This is a genomic window from Massilia sp. TWP1-3-3 (genome assembly GCF_049897805.1).
Lineage (GTDB): Bacteria > Pseudomonadota > Gammaproteobacteria > Burkholderiales > Burkholderiaceae_D > Telluria_A.
Genome location: NZ_JAFCWX010000041.1, coordinates 16,734 through 36,261, shown reverse-complemented (window position 1 = coordinate 36,261; position 19,528 = coordinate 16,734). Strand labels below are relative to the sequence as shown.

At 61.8% G+C, this 19,528-nt stretch carries 24 protein-coding genes; 14 read left to right on the top strand and 10 right to left on the bottom strand.

The features are described 5' to 3' along the window. Positions 1 to 440: 440 nt before the first annotated feature. Both ACP7D4_RS25490 and pgi read right to left on the bottom strand, forming a co-directional pair. Positions 441 to 1,334 carry an SMP-30/gluconolactonase/LRE family protein gene (locus ACP7D4_RS25490; RefSeq protein ID WP_426212078.1) on the bottom strand — a complete coding sequence of 298 codons (894 nt, stop codon included), beginning with the start codon at positions 1,332 to 1,334 and terminating at the stop codon, positions 441 to 443. A gap of 19 nt (positions 1,335 to 1,353) precedes the next feature. Next, positions 1,354 to 2,997: a glucose-6-phosphate isomerase gene (gene pgi, locus ACP7D4_RS25485; RefSeq protein WP_426212076.1), complete on the bottom strand. Its 1,644-nt coding sequence runs from the start codon at positions 2,995 to 2,997 to the stop codon at positions 1,354 to 1,356. 342 nt (positions 2,998 to 3,339) lie between these two features. Between pgi and edd the strand changes: the two genes are divergently transcribed. From edd to ACP7D4_RS25465, 4 genes are all read left to right on the top strand, one after another. Continuing rightward, the gene (gene edd / locus ACP7D4_RS25480; protein ID WP_426212073.1) at positions 3,340 to 5,256 is read left to right on the top strand and encodes a phosphogluconate dehydratase; all 1,917 of its coding nucleotides are present in this window, start codon (positions 3,340 to 3,342) and stop codon (positions 5,254 to 5,256) included. Next, positions 5,253 to 5,879, top strand: coding sequence for a bifunctional 4-hydroxy-2-oxoglutarate aldolase/2-dehydro-3-deoxy-phosphogluconate aldolase (gene eda / locus ACP7D4_RS25475; RefSeq protein WP_426104568.1), 627 nt, complete (start codon positions 5,253 to 5,255; stop codon positions 5,877 to 5,879). The genes edd and eda overlap by 4 nt, the downstream gene beginning before the upstream one ends. A gap of 61 nt (positions 5,880 to 5,940) precedes the next feature. Further along, positions 5,941 to 6,150, top strand: a complete 210-nt coding sequence (locus ACP7D4_RS25470) for a hypothetical protein (protein WP_426212071.1) — start codon at positions 5,941 to 5,943, stop codon at positions 6,148 to 6,150. 310 nt (positions 6,151 to 6,460) lie between these two features. Further along, on the top strand, positions 6,461 to 7,012 hold the full coding sequence (locus ACP7D4_RS25465; RefSeq protein WP_426212070.1) for a hypothetical protein: 552 nt from the start codon (positions 6,461 to 6,463) through the stop codon (positions 7,010 to 7,012). Positions 7,013 to 7,202: 190 nt separating this feature from the next. Here ACP7D4_RS25465 and ACP7D4_RS25460 read toward each other — a convergent pair whose 3' ends face one another. After that, on the bottom strand, positions 7,203 to 7,649 hold the full coding sequence (locus ACP7D4_RS25460) for an IS66 family transposase (protein ID WP_426212068.1): 447 nt from the start codon (positions 7,647 to 7,649) through the stop codon (positions 7,203 to 7,205). Between ACP7D4_RS25460 and ACP7D4_RS25455 the strand changes: the two genes are divergently transcribed. From ACP7D4_RS25455 to ACP7D4_RS25430, 6 genes are all read left to right on the top strand, one after another. Continuing rightward, the gene (locus ACP7D4_RS25455) at positions 7,627 to 8,175 is read left to right on the top strand and encodes a Mu transposase domain-containing protein (RefSeq protein ID WP_426212067.1); all 549 of its coding nucleotides are present in this window, start codon (positions 7,627 to 7,629) and stop codon (positions 8,173 to 8,175) included. The genes ACP7D4_RS25460 and ACP7D4_RS25455 overlap by 23 nt on opposite strands. 8 nt (positions 8,176 to 8,183) lie before the next feature. After that, positions 8,184 to 8,579, top strand: a complete 396-nt coding sequence (locus ACP7D4_RS25450) for an ATP-binding protein (protein ID WP_426212064.1) — start codon at positions 8,184 to 8,186, stop codon at positions 8,577 to 8,579. 1 nt (position 8,580) lies between these two features. Next, positions 8,581 to 8,979 (top strand): ATP-binding protein, encoded by a 399-nt coding sequence (locus tag ACP7D4_RS25445; protein ID WP_426212062.1) that lies wholly within the window; start codon positions 8,581 to 8,583, stop codon positions 8,977 to 8,979. 461 nt (positions 8,980 to 9,440) lie between these two features. After that, positions 9,441 to 9,860: a hypothetical protein gene (locus tag ACP7D4_RS25440; RefSeq protein WP_426212061.1), complete on the top strand. Its 420-nt coding sequence runs from the start codon at positions 9,441 to 9,443 to the stop codon at positions 9,858 to 9,860. Between the two features lie 287 nt (positions 9,861 to 10,147). Continuing rightward, positions 10,148 to 10,639 carry a Rhs element Vgr protein gene (locus ACP7D4_RS25435; RefSeq protein WP_426107516.1) on the top strand — a complete coding sequence of 164 codons (492 nt, stop codon included), beginning with the start codon at positions 10,148 to 10,150 and terminating at the stop codon, positions 10,637 to 10,639. Between the two features lie 70 nt (positions 10,640 to 10,709). Continuing rightward, positions 10,710 to 11,201 (top strand): hypothetical protein, encoded by a 492-nt coding sequence (locus tag ACP7D4_RS25430; RefSeq protein ID WP_426107517.1) that lies wholly within the window; start codon positions 10,710 to 10,712, stop codon positions 11,199 to 11,201. Here ACP7D4_RS25430 and ACP7D4_RS25425 read toward each other — a convergent pair. Further along, the gene (locus ACP7D4_RS25425) at positions 11,198 to 12,175 is read right to left on the bottom strand and encodes a tetratricopeptide repeat protein (protein ID WP_426212060.1); all 978 of its coding nucleotides are present in this window, start codon (positions 12,173 to 12,175) and stop codon (positions 11,198 to 11,200) included. The genes ACP7D4_RS25430 and ACP7D4_RS25425 overlap by 4 nt on opposite strands. Before the next feature lie 77 nt (positions 12,176 to 12,252). Further along, on the bottom strand, positions 12,253 to 12,876 hold the full coding sequence (locus tag ACP7D4_RS25420; RefSeq protein WP_426212058.1) for a PEP-CTERM sorting domain-containing protein: 624 nt from the start codon (positions 12,874 to 12,876) through the stop codon (positions 12,253 to 12,255). Positions 12,877 to 13,028: 152 nt separating this feature from the next. Here ACP7D4_RS25420 and ACP7D4_RS25415 point away from each other — a divergent pair, with 152 nt between their 5' ends. After that, on the top strand, positions 13,029 to 13,223 hold the full coding sequence (locus ACP7D4_RS25415) for a hypothetical protein (protein ID WP_426107520.1): 195 nt from the start codon (positions 13,029 to 13,031) through the stop codon (positions 13,221 to 13,223). 154 nt (positions 13,224 to 13,377) lie between these two features. Continuing rightward, entirely contained in the window at positions 13,378 to 13,848 is a 471-nt protein-coding gene (locus ACP7D4_RS25410) for an Lrp/AsnC family transcriptional regulator (RefSeq protein ID WP_426212057.1), read from the top strand. Positions 13,849 to 13,949: 101 nt separating this feature from the next. On the opposite strand, the gene ACP7D4_RS25405 is transcribed toward ACP7D4_RS25410, so the two are convergent. The 3 genes from ACP7D4_RS25405 to ACP7D4_RS25395 are packed head-to-tail and all read right to left on the bottom strand — an operon-like array spanning position 13,950 to position 15,941. Continuing rightward, complete coding sequence (locus tag ACP7D4_RS25405; protein ID WP_426212081.1) at positions 13,950 to 14,966, bottom strand: diguanylate cyclase domain-containing protein; 1,017 nt, start codon at positions 14,964 to 14,966, stop codon at positions 13,950 to 13,952. Then, complete coding sequence (locus ACP7D4_RS25400) at positions 14,947 to 15,567, bottom strand: chemotaxis protein CheC (protein WP_426107523.1); 621 nt, start codon at positions 15,565 to 15,567, stop codon at positions 14,947 to 14,949. The genes ACP7D4_RS25405 and ACP7D4_RS25400 overlap by 20 nt, the downstream gene beginning before the upstream one ends. A 2-nt stretch (positions 15,568 to 15,569) precedes the next feature. Continuing rightward, the gene (locus ACP7D4_RS25395; RefSeq protein WP_426107524.1) at positions 15,570 to 15,941 is read right to left on the bottom strand and encodes a response regulator; all 372 of its coding nucleotides are present in this window, start codon (positions 15,939 to 15,941) and stop codon (positions 15,570 to 15,572) included. 178 nt (positions 15,942 to 16,119) lie between these two features. Between ACP7D4_RS25395 and rpiA the strand changes: the two genes are divergently transcribed. After that, the gene (rpiA, locus tag ACP7D4_RS25390) at positions 16,120 to 16,800 is read left to right on the top strand and encodes a ribose-5-phosphate isomerase RpiA (RefSeq protein ID WP_426212054.1); all 681 of its coding nucleotides are present in this window, start codon (positions 16,120 to 16,122) and stop codon (positions 16,798 to 16,800) included. 38 nt (positions 16,801 to 16,838) lie between these two features. Next, the gene (locus tag ACP7D4_RS25385) at positions 16,839 to 17,627 is read left to right on the top strand and encodes a hypothetical protein (protein WP_426212053.1); all 789 of its coding nucleotides are present in this window, start codon (positions 16,839 to 16,841) and stop codon (positions 17,625 to 17,627) included. 262 nt (positions 17,628 to 17,889) lie between these two features. On the opposite strand, the gene ACP7D4_RS25380 is transcribed toward ACP7D4_RS25385, so the two are convergent. Both ACP7D4_RS25380 and argA read right to left on the bottom strand, forming a co-directional pair. Beyond that, positions 17,890 to 18,162 (bottom strand): oxidative damage protection protein, encoded by a 273-nt coding sequence (locus tag ACP7D4_RS25380; protein ID WP_426107527.1) that lies wholly within the window; start codon positions 18,160 to 18,162, stop codon positions 17,890 to 17,892. Positions 18,163 to 18,196: 34 nt separating this feature from the next. Beyond that, on the bottom strand, positions 18,197 to 19,507 hold the full coding sequence (gene argA / locus ACP7D4_RS25375; RefSeq protein ID WP_426107528.1) for an amino-acid N-acetyltransferase: 1,311 nt from the start codon (positions 19,505 to 19,507) through the stop codon (positions 18,197 to 18,199). Between the last annotated feature and the right edge of the window lie 21 nt (positions 19,508 to 19,528).

The window sequence follows — 19,528 nt, the reverse complement described above, 5'->3', positions numbered from 1 at the left end:
GCAGGGATAGTAAAAATCCATGCTGGGCGCCGCGATTTTAAGGTGATGTCAAGTGTTATTGTGAAAAAATCGATAATAATTTACTGAAGTGCACGCCCATCGCTAACTTGGGTGGATTGGGTTTGCGCCACGCCTGACGAACGCCACAAAAAAATACAATTAAGTAATTTTTCTCCGGTGCTATATTTTCGCCTTACTCCAGCCTTGACGGGCGGCGATGCCAGACATTGTCTTGCGGCTCACCTTTGAGAGCAGCTACTTCGAGCCATACCGTGCTTGCGCGGATGCTGGGGCGCGCTGCGCCAAGCGAGCAGATTGCCACGCTCAAGGAACACCTGATCAATATTGCCACTCACATCCCGCAAGGGATGAATGTAGCGTGGGATTAGGGCCGGGATGTCATCCGTTCCGGGACCCTCAACCCAACCGTGTCGCGGCAATCAAGGTAAATACATCGGCTCCTCGCGCCCCGCGACCTCAAGTCGCAGCGACAGCACGCACCCTGTCAGCGGATACTGTTCGCGCTCCGCGGCCGGGCGGCCATGGCTGGCGCTGGTGACATACAGCGTGCGCAGGTCGTCGCCGCCAAAGGCGATCATGGTCGGGCAGCGCAGCGGCAGCGCGACCTCGCACAGCAGTTCGCCCTGCGGCGAAAAGCGCAGCAGGCGGCCGCCTTCGAACATCGCGCACCAGTAAGCGCCTTCGCTGTCGACGGCAGCACCGTCCGGACGCCCGCCATAGTTGTTGGCCTTGTCGCTCGAAAACTGATGGAACGGCTCGCGGTGCGACACCATTCCCGTTTCCGCGTCAAAGTTGTAGCGGTCGACGCGGTGGGCGGTGGTGTCGGCGTGGTACATGGCATGCTGCTCGGGTGCGAACGCCAAGCCGTTGGAGTTGGTCATCCCGCCCGACCATTTCAAGGTCAGCGCACCTTTTTCGAGGCAGTACATCTCGGCCGCCGGCTGGTCGCGCGGCTCGTAGATGGTGCCGACCCAGAAGCGCCCGGCGCCATCGACGCAGCCGTCGTTGAAACGCGCAATGGCCGTATCGTAAGGCGCCGGTGCGATGGGCGATACTGCGCCCGAGCCGGTGTCGAGGTGCACGAAGCCGCTGCGGGTCGCCACCACCAGGCCGCCGTGCGAATGGATCGCGATGGCGGCCGGTTCGCTTTCCATGCGCCATTCGCGGTGTTCGCCGGTCAGGGGATGGATGCGGTGCACTTTGTAGCCGGCGATGTCGACCCAGTAGATATTGCGTTCTGCGGGGTGCCACAGGGGGCATTCGCCCACCAGCATGGGGTCGGCGTGGACGACGGTAAATTGGTCGATGGTCATTGGGGTCCGGTACGGCATATTAAACCGCGGCCTTTGCCATGGCAATCAGGCCGTTGGTGGAGCTGTCGTGCTGGGCTGGCTGGGCGTCGCCGTTGAGCTCTGCCTCGATCTTTTTGGCCAGCACTTTGCCCAGCTCGACGCCCCACTGGTCGAAGCTGTTCACGTCCCAGATCACGCCTTGCACAAACGTCTTGTGTTCATACAGCGCAATGAGCGCGCCCAGCGTGTAGGGCGTCAGGTATTCCATCAGAATGGTGTTGCTGGGTCGGTTGCCGGGGAAGGTCTTGTGCGGCGCCAGATCGGTGATTTGCGCCTCCGTCAAGCCCTGGCCCTGCAAGTCCTGCTTCACTTCGGCGGTGGTCTTGCCGCGCATGAAAGCTTCCGACTGCGCGAAGCAGTTGGCCAACAGCGCCGCATGGTGGTGGCCCATCTCGTGGCCCGGCCGCAGCGCGGCGATGAAGTCGATCGGCGTGACGTCGGTCCCCTGGTGCAGCAGCTGGAAGTAGGCGTGCTGGCCGTTGGTGCCGCAGTCGCCCCAAATGACCGGGCAGGTGAGGGTGTCGACCGGCTGGCCGCCCTTGGTCACGCACTTGCCGTTGCTTTCCATGTCGAGCTGCTGCAGGTAGGCCGGGAAGCGGTTCAGGTCCTGGTGGTAGGGCGCGATCGACAGCGACGGGCAACCCAGGAACTGGCGGTTCCAAAAGCCGATCATGGCCAGCAGCACCGGCATGTTCTTTTCCAGTGGCGCCTCCTTGAAGTGCAGGTCCAGCGCGTGCGCGCCGGCCAGCAGGTCGCTGAAGTAGCCGTGGCCGACGGCCAGCATGACCGACAGGCCGATCGCCGACCAGACCGAATAGCGCCCGCCCACCCAGTCCCAGAACGGGAACATATTGGCCGGATCGATGCCGAACGTTTTGATCGCTTCGGTATTGGTGGAGACGGCCACGAAATGCTTGGCCAGCGCATCGGCGCCGGCGCGCTCGAGGAACCAGGCGCGCGCGCTTTGCGCGTTCATCATGGTCTCGGTGGTGGTGAAGGTCTTGGAGGCGATGATGAACAAGGTGGTCTCGGGATGGACCTTGCCGAGCGCGGCGTCGAGGTCGTGCCCGTCGACGTTGGAGACGAAGTGCAGTTTCAGGCGCGGGTGGGCGTACTGGCGCAGCGCCAGGCAGACCATTTTGGGGCCCAGGTCCGAGCCGCCGATGCCAATGTTGACGATGTCGGTGATCGGCTTGCCGCTGTGGCCGAGCCAGATGCCGGCGCGCACCGCATCGGTGAATACGCGCATGCGCTCCAGAACCCCGTGCACGTCGGCGCTGACGTCCTGGCCGTCGACCATCAGCGCCGGCTCGCGCGGCGCGCGCAGGGCGGTGTGCAGCACGGCGCGGTGTTCGGAGAGGTTGATGCGCTCGCCGGCGAACATGGCGTCGCGCTGGTCTTCCACGCCGCGCTCGCGCGCCAGATCGGCCAGCAGTTCAAGCGTGCGCGCATCGAGGCGGTTTTTTGAATAGTCTAGGAACAGGCCTGCCGCGTCGACCGTGAACGCGGGAAAACGCGCCGGGTCGATGGCGAACAGGTCGCGCAGCAGCCAGTCTTCGGCTTCGAGCGCGTGCGTTTCAAGGGCTTGGTAGCTGGCGGTCGTGCTCAGGGCGATCTGGCGCATGGGAGTATGGTCGGAGGTTGGTTGTGCTTAGATTATCGAATCATACAAGAATTTGCGTAAATTCACTACAAACGGTGTTGAGGCCGCGGGCGGCGCGTGGCGGAATGCGGGTCGGGCCCTTTTCCGCCCTACGGAAATGGATGACGTCGGAAGGGGGTAAAAGGGCGCGGCGCGCATTGCGCGACATAGCGACAATCAGTTATGACCGTAGGGCGGAAAAGCGCGCAGCGCGCATTCCGCCATATCGCTGCCCGGGTCTCAAAACCCAATGTTTGTGTGAAATGTTCGGTTCCAGCAGTTTTTGTAGTAAAATTTCATGAAATTAATTCATAAGGAATGGCCATGGCCTTGCATCCCGTAGTTGAAGCGGTCACCAGTCGCATCATCAAACGCAGCGCGCCGTCGCGCGCGGCGTACCTGGCGCATCTTGACGCCGCCCGCCTGCAAGGCCCGCAGCGCGGCGCCTTGTCGTGCACCAACCTGGCGCACGGCTTCGCGGCCTTTCCCGCCAACGACAAGCTCAAGCTGCGCGAACTGAAAAAACCGTCGGTCGCCATCGTCTCGTCGTATAACGACATGCTTTCGGCGCACCAGCCGTTCGAGTCCTTCCCGGCCATCATCAAGGATGCGGTGCGCGAAGCGGGCGCGGTGGCGCAGTTCGCCGGCGGCGTGCCGGCCATGTGCGACGGCGTCACCCAAGGCCAGCCGGGCATGGAGCTGTCGCTGTTTTCGCGCGACGCCATCGCCATGAGCACCGCCATCGCGCTGTCGCACAATATGTTCGACGCCGCGCTGTACCTGGGCGTGTGCGACAAGATTGTGCCGGGCCTGCTGATCGGCGCGCTGCACTTCGGCCACCTGCCGGCGGTGTTCGTGCCGGCCGGCCCGATGACCAGCGGGATCTCGAACAAGGAAAAGGCGCGCATCCGCCAGCTCTACGCGCAAGGCAAGGCCACGCGCGAAGAGCTGCTCGAGTGCGAAGCCGGTTCGTATCACAGCGCCGGCACCTGTACCTTTTACGGCACCGCCAACAGTAACCAGATGCTGATGGAGATCATGGGCCTGCACCTGCCGGGCGCCGCCTTCATCACGCCGGGCACGCCGCTGCGCGACGCGCTCACCGCGGCCGCCGCCAAGCGCGCGGTCGAAATTTCCCAGCAGGGCGGCACCTACATCCCGGTCGGCCATGTGGTCGACGAAAAATGCATCGTCAACGCGGTGGTGGGCCTGTTGGCCACCGGCGGCTCGACCAACCACACGCTGCACCTGGTGGCAATCGCCAAGGCAGCCGGCATCGTCATCGACTGGGACGACTTCAATGAGTTGTCGGCCATCGTCCCGATGCTAACGCGGATCTACCCGAACGGCGACGCCGACGTCAACCACTTTCAGGCCGCCGGCGGCCCGGGCTTCGTGATCCGCGAACTGCTTGACGCGGGCCTCTTGCACGACGACGTCACCACCATTTTGGGGCGCGGCTTGCGCGCCCACTGCGCCGAGCCGTTCAGCGACGGCGCCGGCGTGTACTGGAAGCCGGTGCCTGAGAAGAGCGCCGACGAGAACGTGCTGCGCGCGGCGGTTAATCCCTTTGCGCCCGACGGCGGCATGGTGCTGGTAGCCGGCAACCTTGGCCGCGCCGTGATGAAAGTGTCGGCCGTCAAGCCGGAGCACCGCGTGGTCGAAGCGCCCGCGCTGACCTTCAATTCGCAGGAAGACTTCATGCACGCCTACAGCGCCGGCAAGCTCGATCGCGATTTCGTCGCGGTGCTGCGCTTCCAGGGCCCGCGCGCCAACGGCATGCCGGAGCTGCACGCACTCACGCCGGCGCTGGCCAACCTGCAGGACGCCGGGCGCCACGTGGCCCTGGTCACCGACGGGCGCATGTCGGGCGCGTCGGGCAAGGTGCCGGCGGCGATCCACGTCTCGCCTGAAATTCTCGCGGGCGGCCCGCTTGGCCTGGTGCGCGACGGCGACATCATTCGCCTGGACGCGGGCGCCGGCACGCTCGAAGCGCTGGTGCCGGCCGCTGTGTGGGCGGCGCGCTCTCTGGCTACGACCGACCTCTCGCCCAACCAGGTGGGCATGGGGCGTGAACTGTTTTCGATGTTCCGCAGTACCATCAGCGAAGCGGAGAAGGGCGCCACCACCTTCGCGCTGCCATCGCCGATCCACACCACCCTGCCGCTGCACGAGGCCGCCGACATTGGCGACACCGTACCCGGTTCCGACGAAGACACCCTGATCAAGAACCCAATATGACTATGACCTTACTTGACATCATGCGCTCGGCGAGCGTCATCCCCGTGATTGCCATCGACGATCCGGAGCACGCCGTTCCCCTGGCCCGCGCGCTCGTTGCCGGCGGCATTTGCGTGCTTGAAGTGACGCTGCGCACGCCCCACGGTCTGCGTGCGATTCGCGACATGGCGCAAGTGCCGGGCGCGATCCTCGGCGTGGGCACGCTCACCCTGCCCGAAGAATTCGCCGCCGCGCGCGATGCGGGCGCCGTGTTCGGCGTCTCGCCGGGCCTCACGCCAGCGTTGATTGAAGCGTCGCGCAAAAGCGGCCTGGCGCTCCTGCCCGGCGTGATGACGCCGTCCGAAGTAATGGCCGCGCGCGAGGCCGGTTTTCGCCAGCTCAAACTGTTCCCGGCGGTGCCGGCCGGCGGCGTGGGCATGCTCAACGCCATTGGTGGTCCGCTGCCTGACGTGACGTTCTGCCCGACGGGCGGCATTTCGATCGACACCGCGCCGCAGTTTTTGGCTTGCAAAAACGTGGCCTGCGTTGGCGGCTCGTGGCTCACGCCCAAGGATGCGATTGCGTCGGGCGACTGGGCCCGCATCACCGAACTGGCGCGCGCGGCGGCGGCACTGCGGCGCTAGGCTTGACGGCGCCCGTGCGCGCCGCACAGCGCAGCGCTTTCGCGCGCTGACGGCGGGCACGATGGCGCAGCGCCGGTTTGGCGCGGCCATCAATTTCGCTGCCGTGCGTATTTTCAACCGGCGCTACCTGCCGTTCGGCCTGCAGCCGAAAAACGGCGTGATGACCCCGAACGGGGCGATCTACTTTCACCGCTCCTGCTGCCTGCGCAGTTTTTCGGCAGGCAGCGAGCACGCCCGCTACGGGTTCCTCCTTGCGCCGCTGGATCGGTGAATATGACCCATTGAAAGTCCAGATAGCCCCGCTTGTGTATGAGGTCTGGCTCTGGGGAACCCGTGAAGAAATGGAAGGTATCCTCGGGGCTGCAACAGCGCGATTTCCTTCCCTTTTCGCGCTTCGCACGAGCAACGCGATCAATGGAATCTACAGTGCCCGGGTGCTAATCGAGACAGGTTTCGATAAGTACAAAGCTCAGCAATGGCGCGGCAGATGGTCAATAAACTTGTTTTAAGCGCCGTCGAGTACGATCGGCAGAGGTCGGCCAACAGTGGTCATTGGGTCTGATTTAGAATCTGGCTTTACAATGGAAAGATTTTTGGCACCCATGACGAATTGGCGCGACGAATTAAACCGTATTACGGTCGAGTTTTGGTGTGGAGTTGGTATGCTGGAAGAGCTGCCCAACATTGCTGACGCTGCCAATATTGATTTAGGTGAAGCGCATCCGGACATATGGCAATTCTATACATGTACATCAGATGGTCAGGCGAAGGATCTTACATCAAAAGTAGCGTTTCACCTGAACAGATTTGTCCCGGAGTCTTGGGAGGCACTGCCTTATGCGCAAGATGCGCTGAAGCGGGCGTTAGATAATTTCGCTGCTCACAAAATGTCAGTTCACGCGTTGTGCAGACTAGTACAAGATTTAGACTCCACATTCAACATCAATCTAAGTGACTTGCCTCAGCCGGCATCCCTCTCGGAGTTGAACGAGTGGTGGATGGGGACGCTTTGGGATTGCTGCGATTGGTGCGGGGAGAACCGGACGCATGAAGATCACCCTTCGCTACTTGCAGAGGCCCGGCGGGTGGCTACCATGTTGTCTGAAATCGCCTTTAAACGTTCTCGACTATAAACAGTATTTTTGTGCAGGCAGCGATAAAGTTGCTGCTGTGGAGTTCCGGGGGCCATCGCTATAGCCGCTGTCGTAGCGTCGAGTACAATCGGCAGTAGTCGGCAAATAGCAGACGGGCGGAATGAATTGCCGGGGCAGTCTATTATGGGAACATAGGAAGAAAGTGACTGTTCAGCCGCTATGCTGCGAGCTAGATAGGATTGTCTGTGAAGGCCCGAAGCAAGACCTCCAGCATTCCATAGCCTTGTTTGCGTAGCGTGTCGAGACATGAGCGGATGACGCAGAAATTGTCGGCGCCCGTGACGGTGCGGAAGCAGCCAGATATTTTCTGCTTCACTTTGGGCATGCGCACGGCGCGCTCCCCAAGATTGTTTGTAAACGGGACGGCGTGGTCGGTGATGAACAGTAGAACGGCGTCGGCATGGAGCCGGAAGCGTTTGAGCAAATTGAAGGCGACCGACTGTTTGACGGGCCCTTGCCTCCCGGCGGTCTTTATTGCTTCGGGATTGAGTTGCTCGCCGGCGTGCACGATTGCGTCATAGAGCGTGCGGAAGGCGGCAATATCGTCGACGCCGAACGTCGTTTGTTTTTTTCGGGCCGCCTCACATAACTTGTTGGCGTCAACACACCGCGACACCCATGTGCAGTTCGATTACAACTACTACTCCGTGCCATTCCGGCTGGTCGGCAAGGCACTCTGGCTCAAGGCGAGCGACACCATGGTGACGCTATACCTGGAGCATGAACCGGTCGCCACCCATGTGCGATTGAAGCACCGGGGCGAGCGCAAGACCTTGCCCGACCACATGCCGCCGGAGGCACAGGCTTGGCTTCTAAAGGACACCAAATGGTGCATGGCCGAGGCCGAACGAGTGGGGCCGGCATGCGCAGCCATGGTCCATGCGATGTTCGGCGACAAGGTACTGATCCGCATGCGCTCCGTCCAAGGCGTGCTCGGGCTGCAGAAGAAATACGGCGCCGTCAGGTTGGAGGCGGCCTGTTCGCGCGCCAACCACTACGGCACGCTCGGCCTCAACGTCGTCAAACGCATCCTCGAGAAGGGACTCGACCAGCAAGACCTGCTGGCGGCGTTCGACGCGCTGGCCAGCACCTACACCGAAGGCGGCCGTTTCTACCGCGCCACCAACACCATCCTTCAATGAGAACGAATATGCATCCAATTCCAGAACTGACTTCCCTGCTCAAGCAATTGCGCCTGTCCGGCATCCTCGACTCGCTGGAGGCGCGCAACCGCGAAGCCATCGACCGCAAGCTGGCCTTCACCGAATTCCTGAGCCTGCTCATTCATGACGAGGTCGCCCGTCGCGACCAGAAGAAACTTGCGTTGCGCATGCGGCGCGCCAACTTCCGCAACCAGAAAACGCTCGACGGTTTCGACTTCGACCGCCTGCCAGGATTGAACCGCGCCGCAGTCCATGACCTGGCCACCTGCCGTTTCATCGAAGAAAAGGTTGCGGTGCTCATCGCCGGGCCCTGCGGCACAGGCAAGAGCCACCTTGCGCAGTCCCTGGGGCACCGGGCATGCCGCAGCGCGCCAGGACCGTGACGTGCTGTTCATTACCCAAACCCAGCTGATGGCCAGCCTGCGCACCGCGCAGGCGATGGGCACGTACGATCGCCGCATGCAGTACCTCAGCAAGGTAGCACTGCTCATCATCGATGACTTTGGACTGAAACCGCTCCGGCCACCCGAGGACGAGGACTTCCACGACCTGATTGCTGAACGCTATGAGAGAACGGCCACGATCCTGACATCGAACCTGCACTTCGACGAATGGGGTGCGGCCTTCGCGGCGAACAAGATGATCGGCGCGGCCACGCTGGACCGCTTGCGTCATGGCGCATACAAGCTGGTGCTCGATGGGGAAAGCTACCGCGCCCTGCCGCCTGCTTCGGATAAGTCCAAGCCACCAGTAGAGAAGGAGCGAAAAACGACATCAAAATAAATGGAAAATTAACGATATAAATCGTTTATATCGTTAAGGAGGCGGCGAGGGGAATTTCGTAGCGGGCCAAGCCCGGATCAAAGTTCCCCTCTCTACTTTGGGCGGCGTCTGCCTGCTGCCAAAAGCCCGACTTCGGTCACCCTGGGGCGCTGCCCCAGACCCCGCACCTGCCGTGGGCAGCCACTGGGGAACAACCTCCCAGCAACCTTTGCGTCCCTCAGGATGCCCCCCCAGAGTACTGGTGGCCAACCTCGCACAAATTGACAGCCGGAAAAGCGCCATTTACGTCAAAAAACGATGTTGCCAAAACGCTCAAAATCGAGCATTCTTGCAACCCAGTTTGAGCCCCTGAAATCGGTGGTCAAAGTGGCGCCATTACGCCGGAAATGGGTGGCGCCTTAATGCCGGAAATTGACAGCGCCACCCTTGTTGCTTAAAGTGTTTTGAAATGAGTAACAAATATGGAAAATTGGTCCTCCCCAAAGTGTCTTGTTAAACTCGCTGATTTTTATGCTGATGTTCAAGGAACGCCAGAATCTGTATCAGATGCTGACTTCATGAAACGGATCACTGAAACGTTCTGGCCAACAAGTTGCTGGTGCTTTGTTGAAGAGGCGTTTGCAATCATTGCACCCGGATGTGCCATGAGACCGCACCTCACCCGCGCCCTTATTGTGCACCCGATCGAAGCGATGATCGCAGGGGGGCTCGAGGATGAAAATGAAGTCATCGGACAGGGCATGGCCTGCGCGACAAAAACTAACCCCTATGTCGAACCCACTGCAGAGGGCAAACGTTGGCTGTGCGAACAGTGGCCTTTGCTTGAGCTTCTTGCCATCGAGGTTTTTAGGACGAAACTCGGTGAACTCACAAGCCGGTGAACGCTGATGAGAAGTGCCTTTTTGACAGATGTTCTGGTGTCTGGGAGCCATGGCTTAACGAGTCGACCAAACGCCGGTTTGGGGCAATAGCGGACGGTCGCGGCGTTTTTTAGGGATGGCGACTGTGGGGCGGTTGATCGATCGAGAAGTTACTCAAAACCTTATTCGAGCAATCTACAGTAGGATTGCCGTGCCTCTTAATCTCACGCAAGTAATCGATGGATGCCTTACCTTTTCGTCGCCTGCACTCGCATCGCTGGCGCCCCCTCACCGCAGGCGAAATCGCCATGGCTTCGCTACTGTTTCGCGATGCCATCGACTACCCACGTGTGCGCATCCACGCCCGGCGCTACATGCCCTTCCAGCCGAAGAACTGCGCGATGACGCCGAACGGCCACCTGTACTTTCACGCGTCCTGCTTCCTCGACGACTACGCGCAGGCGTCCGTCACCAACCAGCATTGGTTCCTTCACGAAATGGTGCACGTCTGGCAGCACCAGCTGGGCTATCCCGTGCGCACCCGGGGCGCCATCCGCATCGGCCTGTCGTACCGCTACCTGCTGGCGCCCGGCAAAACGCTGGCCGACTACAACATGGAAGCGCAGGGCGACCTGCTGGCCGATTATTTCGTCCTCAAGCACCTGGGCTCGGCCGCTGCCATGCGCCAGCCGCACGATGCGCACAGCCTGCCCTTGTTCGAGCAAGTACTTGCCGGTTTCCTGATCCAGCCCGGGCGGCGTCAAAACTTGCCCAAAGGCATTCTTCGCCGTTTGCGCTGAGTCAATACTGCCGTGCGGCAACTACGTAGGCTTGATGTTCTTCACATGCATCTTTCGACGGAGTCTGCGCATGCCCTCCAGCCAATTGCTACGCTGCCTGTTCATCCTGGCCATTGCCAGCGCCGGGGCGTGCGCGGCCGCTCCTGCAGGCGAGCTGCTGGTCAGGCAGGGCAATGGGGGCGTCCCTTGTTTTACGATTCCAGAAGCGGAGGAGGCGCGCGCCGGCGCGCCCAATTTCCATGCCATCACGGTCAGCGAGGCAGGCGCCAAAACGCCCGTGTGGAAGATGGTGATGCCGCCCCAGCGCACGTTTCCAGTGACGTTCAGGATGTGCGTTCCCTACGCCGGGCGTTTGCCGGTGCTGCCGCAAACGCCGGCTGCGACGCTGCAGCCGGGCAAGGTGTACGAAGTGGCGATCGATGCGCGCGGCCCGCGCCCGGCGTCGGCGCCGCGCGATTACCGGGCGCGCTTTTGTCTGGTCGCCCAGCGCGACGGGGCGCTGTTGGTGCGTCATGTTGCGCTGGGCAATGCCCGGCAGCGCCCCAGTTGCGCCGCGCTTTAGCCCTTCAGGGCGGACAGTTGCTTTTCGGCGTCGGAAATCTGCTTGCCGGACAAGCCGGTCCTTAGCGCCAGCGCCTTTTCAAACGCGCCCGCCGCCTTGGCCTTTTCGCCCAGCGCCTGCAGCGACTGGCCCAGCCGGTAATGCAGACGCGCGCGCGGCTGCTTGGCCAGTTGCAGCTCCAAACCGGCGACCGCTTCCCGATGCTTGCCTTGTTCCTGCTGCGCCCGCACGATCAGGAAGGGCGCCGATTCGCCGTCCGGAAAACGCTTGACCGCTTCGCGCAGTACGCGCTCGGCATCCTGAAATTTTTTCTCTGACAAATACTTGGCGCCGATATTGACCAGCAGCGATTCCTGAGCGTCATTCAGATCGGCATTCGCGCCGGGACGCAGCGTCATGGCCAGCGCTTCCGCCTTCGGCAAACGGTCAGCCGCTGCGTCGAGCAAGCCCGTCATGGTCTTGCCTGCATCGGCATTGAGCGCCGCGGTTTGCCCGGCCAGGGTTTCCGCCTTGCCCGTGCCGCCGCCCATAATGCCCGGGGCCATCATGTAGAACTGCAGCAGCGTGAAACGCGCGTCCATGTTGTTGGGATCGAGTTCGACCGCTTTCTTGAGCGCGTCGCGCATGTCGCCCGCGTAGCTAAGCGCGGACATTACGCCGCCGGTCATGGCTTTCCAGCCCAAGGACTTGCCCAGCGCCAGGTGGCAGGGCGCCGCAGCCGGGTTGGCGGCGACGCATTGCTGCGCCAGCTTGACCGCTTCGCCGATCCGGCTTTCCGTGCCCACCGCCATGATGGCGTCGATCTTGCCCACCAGCGCTTCGGCATTCGCCGGTTCCTTGGCCAGCTTGGCGCTGGCGGCGCGCTCGGCTTCCGGATATTTTTTTGCCGTGATCAGCGCCGCATACTCGTTGGCGCTGGCAGATTGCGCCGTCAGCAGAAGTGAGACAGCGGCGAGGCAACTGAGTTTGAGCATGGTGGAGTATTCGAGAGTGAATGGATGTGCAATGCTCGGGAGTGTCCGGTATTTTCCCGAATATTGCAACATGCATACTATTGCCCGGCCTGGCGCCGCCTTGCCAGGCCCAGCAAGCCGAGGCCGATCAGCGCCACGGACGCAGGTTCTGGCACGCTGGTGGGCGGCGGGGGCACGGCCTGGGCTTGGGCACGTGTGACGTTGTCGAGGATAAGGAACTGGGCGCTGGTCGAAAAGGCCACGCTGGAGAACGGCGTGCTGGAAGTCCCGCCGCGAAAGGTCAGCTGGCGCTGCCGTGGCGTGTCGATCGTGGTGGCAATGCCAGCGATAGTGACGGTGATGCTCTCGCCTGCGGGCAAGCTGCCGAAATCGGCGGCAAACTCGGTCACGGGCGCGAATGCCAGGCGCGACTGTCTGGCCAACAACAGCACCGCGCCGCTGCCCCATGCGTAAAGCGCCGGTGCATAGCCGGGATTGACCGCGTAGGCGTCGTCGGGATACCCGATGCCGTTCAATTCGCGTCCTCCCAAAAACGCGAAGCCGTTGGGCGGCGCCGCGTTCGGCTCGAGGCTGCGCTCGGTAGTAGCGGCATCGAAAGCGGCGCGGCTGGTGTAATCGATCAAGGCCGCGTGGGCACAGATGCTGGTGCACAGGGCGGCCCCGGCGAGGCCGGTCGTCATGGCCGTAGTGAAAGTAGACATGGCGAGTCCGTTAGATGGTGTAGGTAGGCCGTGGACTGCAATTTCATACCTATTGCGAATGGCACGCACTATCAGGCACTTGGCGCGCGCCTTCTTCGCCATCGCTCGTCACTGTAAAAGGATCCGACAACCCGCGCCGGGGAGGTGATGGCATGGACACCGATCACGTTGTGCAGTCGGGCATCGAACAGCGCGAGCAGGTCGGCCTCGTCGGCAAGCAATTCCATCCTGACGAAGTCGTCTGTCTGGCCCGCCTGCAGTTGCAGGCTGGACAGGCGCAAGCCGCCGCGGCGGGCAATCGCCAAGATGGCTTCGAGCGTGTCGAGCGTACGCGCGTTATCGATTGAAAAAGTGAGGGGGCGATGGGCGCAGGTCATGCCAAAAGAATAGCGCGTGGCGGCAAGAATAGGCTTTCAAACGACTGCAAAAATGGCTGTAAATTAGAATAGTCTTTCGTGTTCAGCGTAAAATAAAGAAGATTCTTCTATCGAGGTGAAAAACATGAATGCCGCTTCTGAACTGGACGAGATAGACCGCAAGATATTGCGCGAGCTACGGCGCGACGGCCGCATGTCAAATGCGCATCTGGCCGAGCAGGTTGGCCTGTCGGCCTCGCCCTGCTGGAACCGGGTGCGGCAGATGGAAGAGCAGGGCGTGATCGAAGGCTACACCGTGCTGCTGAACCAGAAGGCGCTCGGCGTGCCCGATACGGTGATGATCGAAGTCACGCTCGACCGCCATGATGACGACACCTTCGAGCGCTTTGGACAGGCGCTGGCGGACATGCCGGAAGTGCTGGAAGCTTACCTGCTGACGGGCGAGTACGATTACCTGATCAAGGTGGCGGTGGCGGGCACGGCAGGTTATGAAGAGTTCTTGCGGCGCAAGTTGTACACCTTGCCGGGCTTGCGCCACAGCCGCTTGACCTTTGTGCTGCGCCGGTTGAAGCAGGCGCATTCGCCGCAGCCTTGACGTCCAAGGCTTGACGTTCAGGCCTTGCCCCCTAAACCTGGACCCGTAAACCTTGACCCGTAAACCTTGACCCGTAAACCTTGACCCCTAAACCTTGACCCTTAGGCCTGGCTGGCGCACGCCTGGGCCGCGGCCACTTCCACCACGTGCAGCCCAACCCGGTTGCGCCCGGCGTGCTTGGCCGCATACAGGGCGCGGTCGGCGGCGCCGACCAGGTAGGCGATGTCGCCCGTTTCGCCGCGATGCGTGGCCACGCCGATGCTGACCGTCACGTGCTCGCCATGCTCCGATTTGGCGTGCGGCAGCTGCATGCCGACAATCTTCTGGCGCATCGCTTCAGCCATGCGCGCGCTTTGCTCGCCATCCATCTCGGGCAGAATCACGGCGAACTCTTCGCCCCCATAGCGCGCGATCAGGTCGGCCGGGCGCTGCAGCATTTGCGCCAGCGCGCCGGCTACCTTGATCAGGCAATCGTCGCCCTGCTGATGACCGTAATGGTCGTTGTAGGCTTTGAAGTAGTCGATGTCGATCATCAACAGCGACAGTGGCGTGCCGGAACGCTTGGCGCGCCGCACTTCCTTTTCGATGGCCACATCGAAGTGACGCCGGTTGGCAATCCCGGTCAGCCCGTCCGAAAACGTTTGCGAGCGCAATTCGAGCGCCTGGTCGCGCAGCAGCCGCTCGCGCGCCACCGCCACGCTGACATCGGTGATCTGAATCAGGCACAGGCGCGCCGCGCCCGGCACGCTGAGCGGCGTGACGGCCACCGCCTGCTGCATCAGCTCGCCACTGACACGGGTGGCGGCACTGGTATACAAGCTGAACGGCGCCTTGTGCAGCGTTTGCGACAACACCGACGGAAAATTGTCGCGCAGCGCCTGGCGCACGGCACCTTCGATCCGCTTGCCTTGCAGTTCGGGAAACAGCGCGAAGAAATCCTGGCCCATGACGGCCGCTGCCGCGTGGCCCGCGTGGCGCACCATCCAGCTGTTCCAGACCAGCACGCGGCAAGCGTTGTCGAGCACGATAGCGCCCACGTTCATCGCGTGCAGCACGCTTTCAAGCACGCTCAGGCGGTCGCTGTCGGCGGTCAGCATGTCAAGCCGCACCCATTGCATTGGCAAGGTAGCGGTCGACCTGTTCCTGCAAGTCGTGCAGGGCGGTCAGGTCGAGGATGAAGGCGACATAACCGTGGATCTGGTGGGTTTCGAGGATGAAGTCAATGTGCAGCATCAGCACCACGGTGTCGGCGTCGCCGCCGGAGGCAGCCAGGATTTCCTCGCTGGTGCCCACGTGGTATGCGGGCAGCGAGCCGCGCAGTTCCTGGCAAAAAATATTCGCCAGCGTGCCGACGCAGGAATTGAGGATGATGTTGCCAATTTCGCTCATCGCCTCCTGTTCCATCTCCGTCAGTTCCTTGAGCGGCACGGATTCGCCGACCATCAGGCGCACGATGTCCAGGCTTTTATCCTCGGGGAACATCAAGATGGCGTCGGTGGAAAACGCGCCGTCGTAGTGCTGGCTGACGCCGCACACGCGCTTGGAATCCTTGTTGCGCAGCATGGCGGCCGCGCCGGCGCGATTCAGAAAGGAAATCGACGGCACCGACATCGTCACCGGCTCATTGACGATCTCGCTCATCGACCTGGCGGCATGGCCCACGCCGATGTTGAAGATCTCGACCAGTGCATCATGCTGCAGTTCGCTGAGGTTGAGCATGGCTAGTCGGTGCTGATGGCCTTGATCAGGGCGTGGATGCGCGCCTCGGTGATCGGTTTTTCCATGAAGCCAATGCCCAGCTCGCCTGCACGGTTGCGCGTGGCGTTCTGGACGTTCGCCGTGACCAGCGAGATGTGGGCTTGCGGGCAGAGCGCGCGCAGCTGTGCTGCCGCGGCGACGCCGCCGATGCCGGGCATGTTGACGTCAATCAGGATCAGCGCAGGCGAGAGCGTCGCAACGCGCGCGATGGCTTCTTCGCCGGTGCCCGCTTCTTCCACCGTCCACAGCGGTTTTGCGCTGAGGATGAACTGGCGCGCCATCATCCGTGAAACCCGGCTGTCGTCCACTACCAGCACCGTTGTTGTGTCATTCATTTACGCGTTCCTGAAATCCGTTATGCATCGTCCATTTTCGCATAGTTTATTGCAGCGTTTACGCAAATGCGACACCTTTTCCGTCCCAATTGTTACCATTGTGCAAAATTTAACGGGCGATTGTCATTTCCCCTTGTTCTATCCGCTAAAATGGTGAATTACCACATTTTTCCAGATCATGACTCAAAACGAACTTAAGCAGGAAGTGGCGCGCGCCGCCATCGATTACGTGGTCGATGGCGAGATCATCGGCGTGGGCACTGGTTCGACCGCCAATTTTTTCATAGACGAACTGGCGCGCATCAAGCACCGCATCAAGGGTACCGTGGCCTCGTCCGAAGCGACTGCGGCGCGCCTGCGCGGGCATGGCATTGCCGTGTTCGACCTCAATGACGTCACCGATATCGCCGTGTACATCGACGGCGCCGACGAAATCACCGCCACCGGCGCCATGATCAAGGGCGGGGGCGCGGCGCTCACGCGTGAAAAGATTGTCGCCTCGGTATCGCGCCGTTTTGTGTGCATTGCCGACGGCTCCAAGCTGGTGGACGTGATGGGCAAGTTCGCGCTGCCGGTCGAAGTGCTGCCGATGGCGCGCGCGGCCGTGATGCGCCAGCTCGCCGCGCTCGGCGGCCAGCCGCGCCTGCGCTTGCAAAGCGGCACCGACCAGGCATTCGTGACCGACAACGGCGGTGAAATCATCGACGTGGCCGGCTTGCAAATTGCCGACCCGGTGGCGCTGGAGCAGCAGATCAACCAGATCGTGGGCGTGATCGCCGTTGGCCTGTTTGCCCGCCGCGGTGCCGACGTCTGCCTGCTGGGAACGAGTGAAGGCGTTAAGACGCTGACGTTCGCATAAAAAAGTTCATTATTAGCAGTTCAACGACAGGGAAAACCATGAAGCGATTGTTCGTATTGTTGTCGTGCGCAGCCTCACTGAGTGCTTTTGCCTCGAGCGAGCCGGTCAAGCCCAAGGCGGTCTGGGTGCCGGCATCGGCCACGGTGGTGCAGGTGGCGGCCGATTCGAACGTCACGCTGGTCACCGCGCCGGCCTCGACGCCGGCCTCGGTCATGGTCCAGGGCGAGCGTCCGGCCACGGAGCGCTTGCCGTTTCGCGCCGGCGTCTCCACCGTCACGGTGGAAAAGCTGGGGCAGGCGGTCGGTTGCGTGGGCGGTCAGGGCGCGGGCCTGATGACGCCGCAAGGCCCGGTCGAACTGTATCGGATGCGCTGCGACAGCGGCCAGGTCTTCATGGCCAAGTGCGAGCTGCGCCAGTGCCGGATTGTCTCGGCAACCCCGGCGGGCGGCTATGGCGCGATGACGGTTGACGCCGCCCACGGCGTGCGCCAGGAGTTGCGCCGTTCGGAAGTGCCGGCCCTGGTGCTGGACTGGCGCTGCGGCCGTTGCGTGCCGAACGCCAATTTCGCCGCCGCGCTGCGCGGGGCCTATGCCGCCGAGGCGGGCCGTTACGGCATGTCGGTCTCGGGAGCTGCGACGACCATCGTGTCGGTTGTTGAGTTTAACAAGCACATTTTCCCGATGAAAAATACGGTGGGATTGAATGCGGCGTTCGGGCGACAGTCGGTCAGCGTGCAGGAGAGCACGACGGCGTTTTCGGGCATGGATTTTCTTGCGGATGTGAGCGCCAAGAAACTGTTCCAGGCCTTGCGCGGCAAGAGTTATTAAGAGCTTGCCGGCTTTGCAGCCGGACATGAAAAATGCCGTTCAGCCAAGTGCTGAACGGCATTTTTTATGAGGTGTGCAGCAAGGTCTCGGCCTTCGCAACAGCCTCTACACTGTAGGTCGGAAAAGGGCATCGCCCGCATTCCGACATGAGCCGTCGATGGCGCTTGTCGGAATGCGGGCGTTGCCCTTTTCCGACCTACACGCTCGCCAAACCCTCTTGCAGTGGATAAGGCGCTGCCACACCCTCAACAGTGCAGCTGACTCAGTCCGCCGGCGGAACGTAACCCATCGCCGCATCGGCCCCTTCGCCGAAGAAATGCTTTTCCATCTGCGTGGCCAGGTACTTGCGGGCGCGCTGGTCGGCCAGGTTGAGGCGATTTTCGTTGACCAGCATGGTCTGGTGCTTGAGCCACGCAGCCCACGCTTCCTTGGACACGGATTCCCAGATCCGCTTGCCCAGTTCGCCCGGATAAGGGGCGAAGTCGAGCCCTTCGGCTTCCTTGTTCAGTTTGATGCAATGAACTGTGCGCGCCATCTCTGCTCCTAATGCTTGGTAAGTGAAACACGCATTATAAAGGTTTGATCAAGACCTGGGATTTGCGCTGCCAGTTATACATGTGCTGGCGGTCCTTCGGCAGCGCGTCCACCGTGGCGGGAATAAAACCGCGCTTCTTGAACCAGTGCGAGGTGCGGGTGGTCAGTACGAACAGCTGCTTGATGCCGGCCGCGCGCGCCCGGTTCTCGACGTGCTTGAGAATACGCTCGCCGTCGCCCTGGGTCTGCACTTCGGGATTGACCGTCAGGCAGGCCATCTCCGCCATCTTCTCGGCCGGGAACGGATACAGCGCGGCGCAACCGAAAATCACGCCATCGTGCTCGATGACCGAGAAATTGTCGATTTCGCGCTCGATCAGTTCACGCCCGCGCTTGACCAGCGTGCCGTCCGCTTCCAGCGGCTCGATCAGCTTGATGATACCGCCCACGTCCTCAATGGTGGCCATGCGCAGCGACTCCAGATTTTCGTGGCTGATCATGGTGCCCACGCCGTCGTGGGTGAACAGTTCGAGCAGCGCCGAGCCGTCCATTTCATAGGGCAGAATATGCGCGCGCGGCACGCCGCTGTTGCAAGCCTTGATCGCATGCTGCAGGTAAAAGGCGGAGTCGGACGGCAAAAAGTCGGCATTGAGCACGGCTTCGGCCTGGTGCGACGACAGCTCGCGAATTTCGACGCCCGCCTGGTCCATCATCATCGGCGTTTCGGTGATGAAGACAATTTTATCGGCGTGCAGCGCGATCGCGGCCGACACGGCCACGTCTTCCATGGTCAGGTTGAACACTTCGCCGGTGGGCGAGAAACCGAGCGGCGAGAGCAGCACCACGCTGTCGGTGGCCAGGATCGCGTGGATGGTCTCGGCGGCGATCTTGCGCGTCATACCGGTCAGTTCCAGATCGACGCCGTCGATCACCCCTAGCGGGCGCGCAGTGACGAAGTTACCTGAGATGATGCGGATGGCGGCATGCGCCATCGGCGTATTCGGCAAGCCCTGGCTGAAGGCCGCTTCGATATCGAGGCGCAGTTCGCCGGCCGCTTCCTTGGCGCATTCGAGCGCCGCGGTGTCGGTGATGCGCACACCGTTATGAAAGCGCCCTTCGACGTTTCGCAGCGCGAGCTGTTCGGCCACCTGGGGCCGCGAGCCGTGCACCACGACCACGCGGATGCCGAGGGCCACGAGCAGCGACAAATCCTGGGCCAGCACGGGCAGGGCGCCGGCTGTTACGAGTTCACCCGGAAAGGCGATCACGAAGGTCTTGCCACGGAAGGCGTGGATGTAGGGCGCGACTGAGCGCAGCCATTGGACGAATTGGTTAAAGGTTTCCATTTGCCGCATTATAATTCGCTG

Excerpts from the sequence above, each read along its gene's own strand:
- ACP7D4_RS25490 (WP_426212078.1), bottom strand. The coding sequence starts at position 1,334 with ATGACCATCGACCAATTTACCGTCGTCCACGCCGACCCCATGCTGGTG.
- pgi (WP_426212076.1), bottom strand. The coding sequence starts at position 2,997 with ATGCGCCAGATCGCCCTGAGCACGACCGCCAGCTACCAAGCCCTTGAA.
- edd (WP_426212073.1), top strand. The coding sequence starts at position 3,340 with ATGGCCTTGCATCCCGTAGTTGAAGCGGTCACCAGTCGCATCATCAAA.
- eda (WP_426104568.1), top strand. The coding sequence starts at position 5,253 with ATGACTATGACCTTACTTGACATCATGCGCTCGGCGAGCGTCATCCCC.
- ACP7D4_RS25470 (WP_426212071.1), top strand. The coding sequence starts at position 5,941 with ATGGCGCAGCGCCGGTTTGGCGCGGCCATCAATTTCGCTGCCGTGCGT.
- ACP7D4_RS25465 (WP_426212070.1), top strand. The coding sequence starts at position 6,461 with ATGGAAAGATTTTTGGCACCCATGACGAATTGGCGCGACGAATTAAAC.
- ACP7D4_RS25450 (WP_426212064.1), top strand. The coding sequence starts at position 8,184 with ATGCATCCAATTCCAGAACTGACTTCCCTGCTCAAGCAATTGCGCCTG.
- ACP7D4_RS25440 (WP_426212061.1), top strand. The coding sequence starts at position 9,441 with ATGGAAAATTGGTCCTCCCCAAAGTGTCTTGTTAAACTCGCTGATTTT.
- ACP7D4_RS25435 (WP_426107516.1), top strand. The coding sequence starts at position 10,148 with ATGGCTTCGCTACTGTTTCGCGATGCCATCGACTACCCACGTGTGCGC.
- ACP7D4_RS25430 (WP_426107517.1), top strand. The coding sequence starts at position 10,710 with ATGCCCTCCAGCCAATTGCTACGCTGCCTGTTCATCCTGGCCATTGCC.
- ACP7D4_RS25425 (WP_426212060.1), bottom strand. The coding sequence starts at position 12,175 with ATGCTCAAACTCAGTTGCCTCGCCGCTGTCTCACTTCTGCTGACGGCG.
- ACP7D4_RS25420 (WP_426212058.1), bottom strand. The coding sequence starts at position 12,876 with ATGTCTACTTTCACTACGGCCATGACGACCGGCCTCGCCGGGGCCGCC.
- ACP7D4_RS25415 (WP_426107520.1), top strand. The coding sequence starts at position 13,029 with ATGGACACCGATCACGTTGTGCAGTCGGGCATCGAACAGCGCGAGCAG.
- ACP7D4_RS25410 (WP_426212057.1), top strand. The coding sequence starts at position 13,378 with ATGAATGCCGCTTCTGAACTGGACGAGATAGACCGCAAGATATTGCGC.
- ACP7D4_RS25405 (WP_426212081.1), bottom strand. The coding sequence starts at position 14,966 with ATGCAATGGGTGCGGCTTGACATGCTGACCGCCGACAGCGACCGCCTG.
- ACP7D4_RS25400 (WP_426107523.1), bottom strand. The coding sequence starts at position 15,567 with ATGCTCAACCTCAGCGAACTGCAGCATGATGCACTGGTCGAGATCTTC.
- ACP7D4_RS25395 (WP_426107524.1), bottom strand. The coding sequence starts at position 15,941 with ATGAATGACACAACAACGGTGCTGGTAGTGGACGACAGCCGGGTTTCA.
- rpiA (WP_426212054.1), top strand. The coding sequence starts at position 16,120 with ATGACTCAAAACGAACTTAAGCAGGAAGTGGCGCGCGCCGCCATCGAT.
- ACP7D4_RS25385 (WP_426212053.1), top strand. The coding sequence starts at position 16,839 with ATGAAGCGATTGTTCGTATTGTTGTCGTGCGCAGCCTCACTGAGTGCT.
- ACP7D4_RS25380 (WP_426107527.1), bottom strand. The coding sequence starts at position 18,162 with ATGGCGCGCACAGTTCATTGCATCAAACTGAACAAGGAAGCCGAAGGG.
- argA (WP_426107528.1), bottom strand. The coding sequence starts at position 19,507 with ATGGAAACCTTTAACCAATTCGTCCAATGGCTGCGCTCAGTCGCGCCC.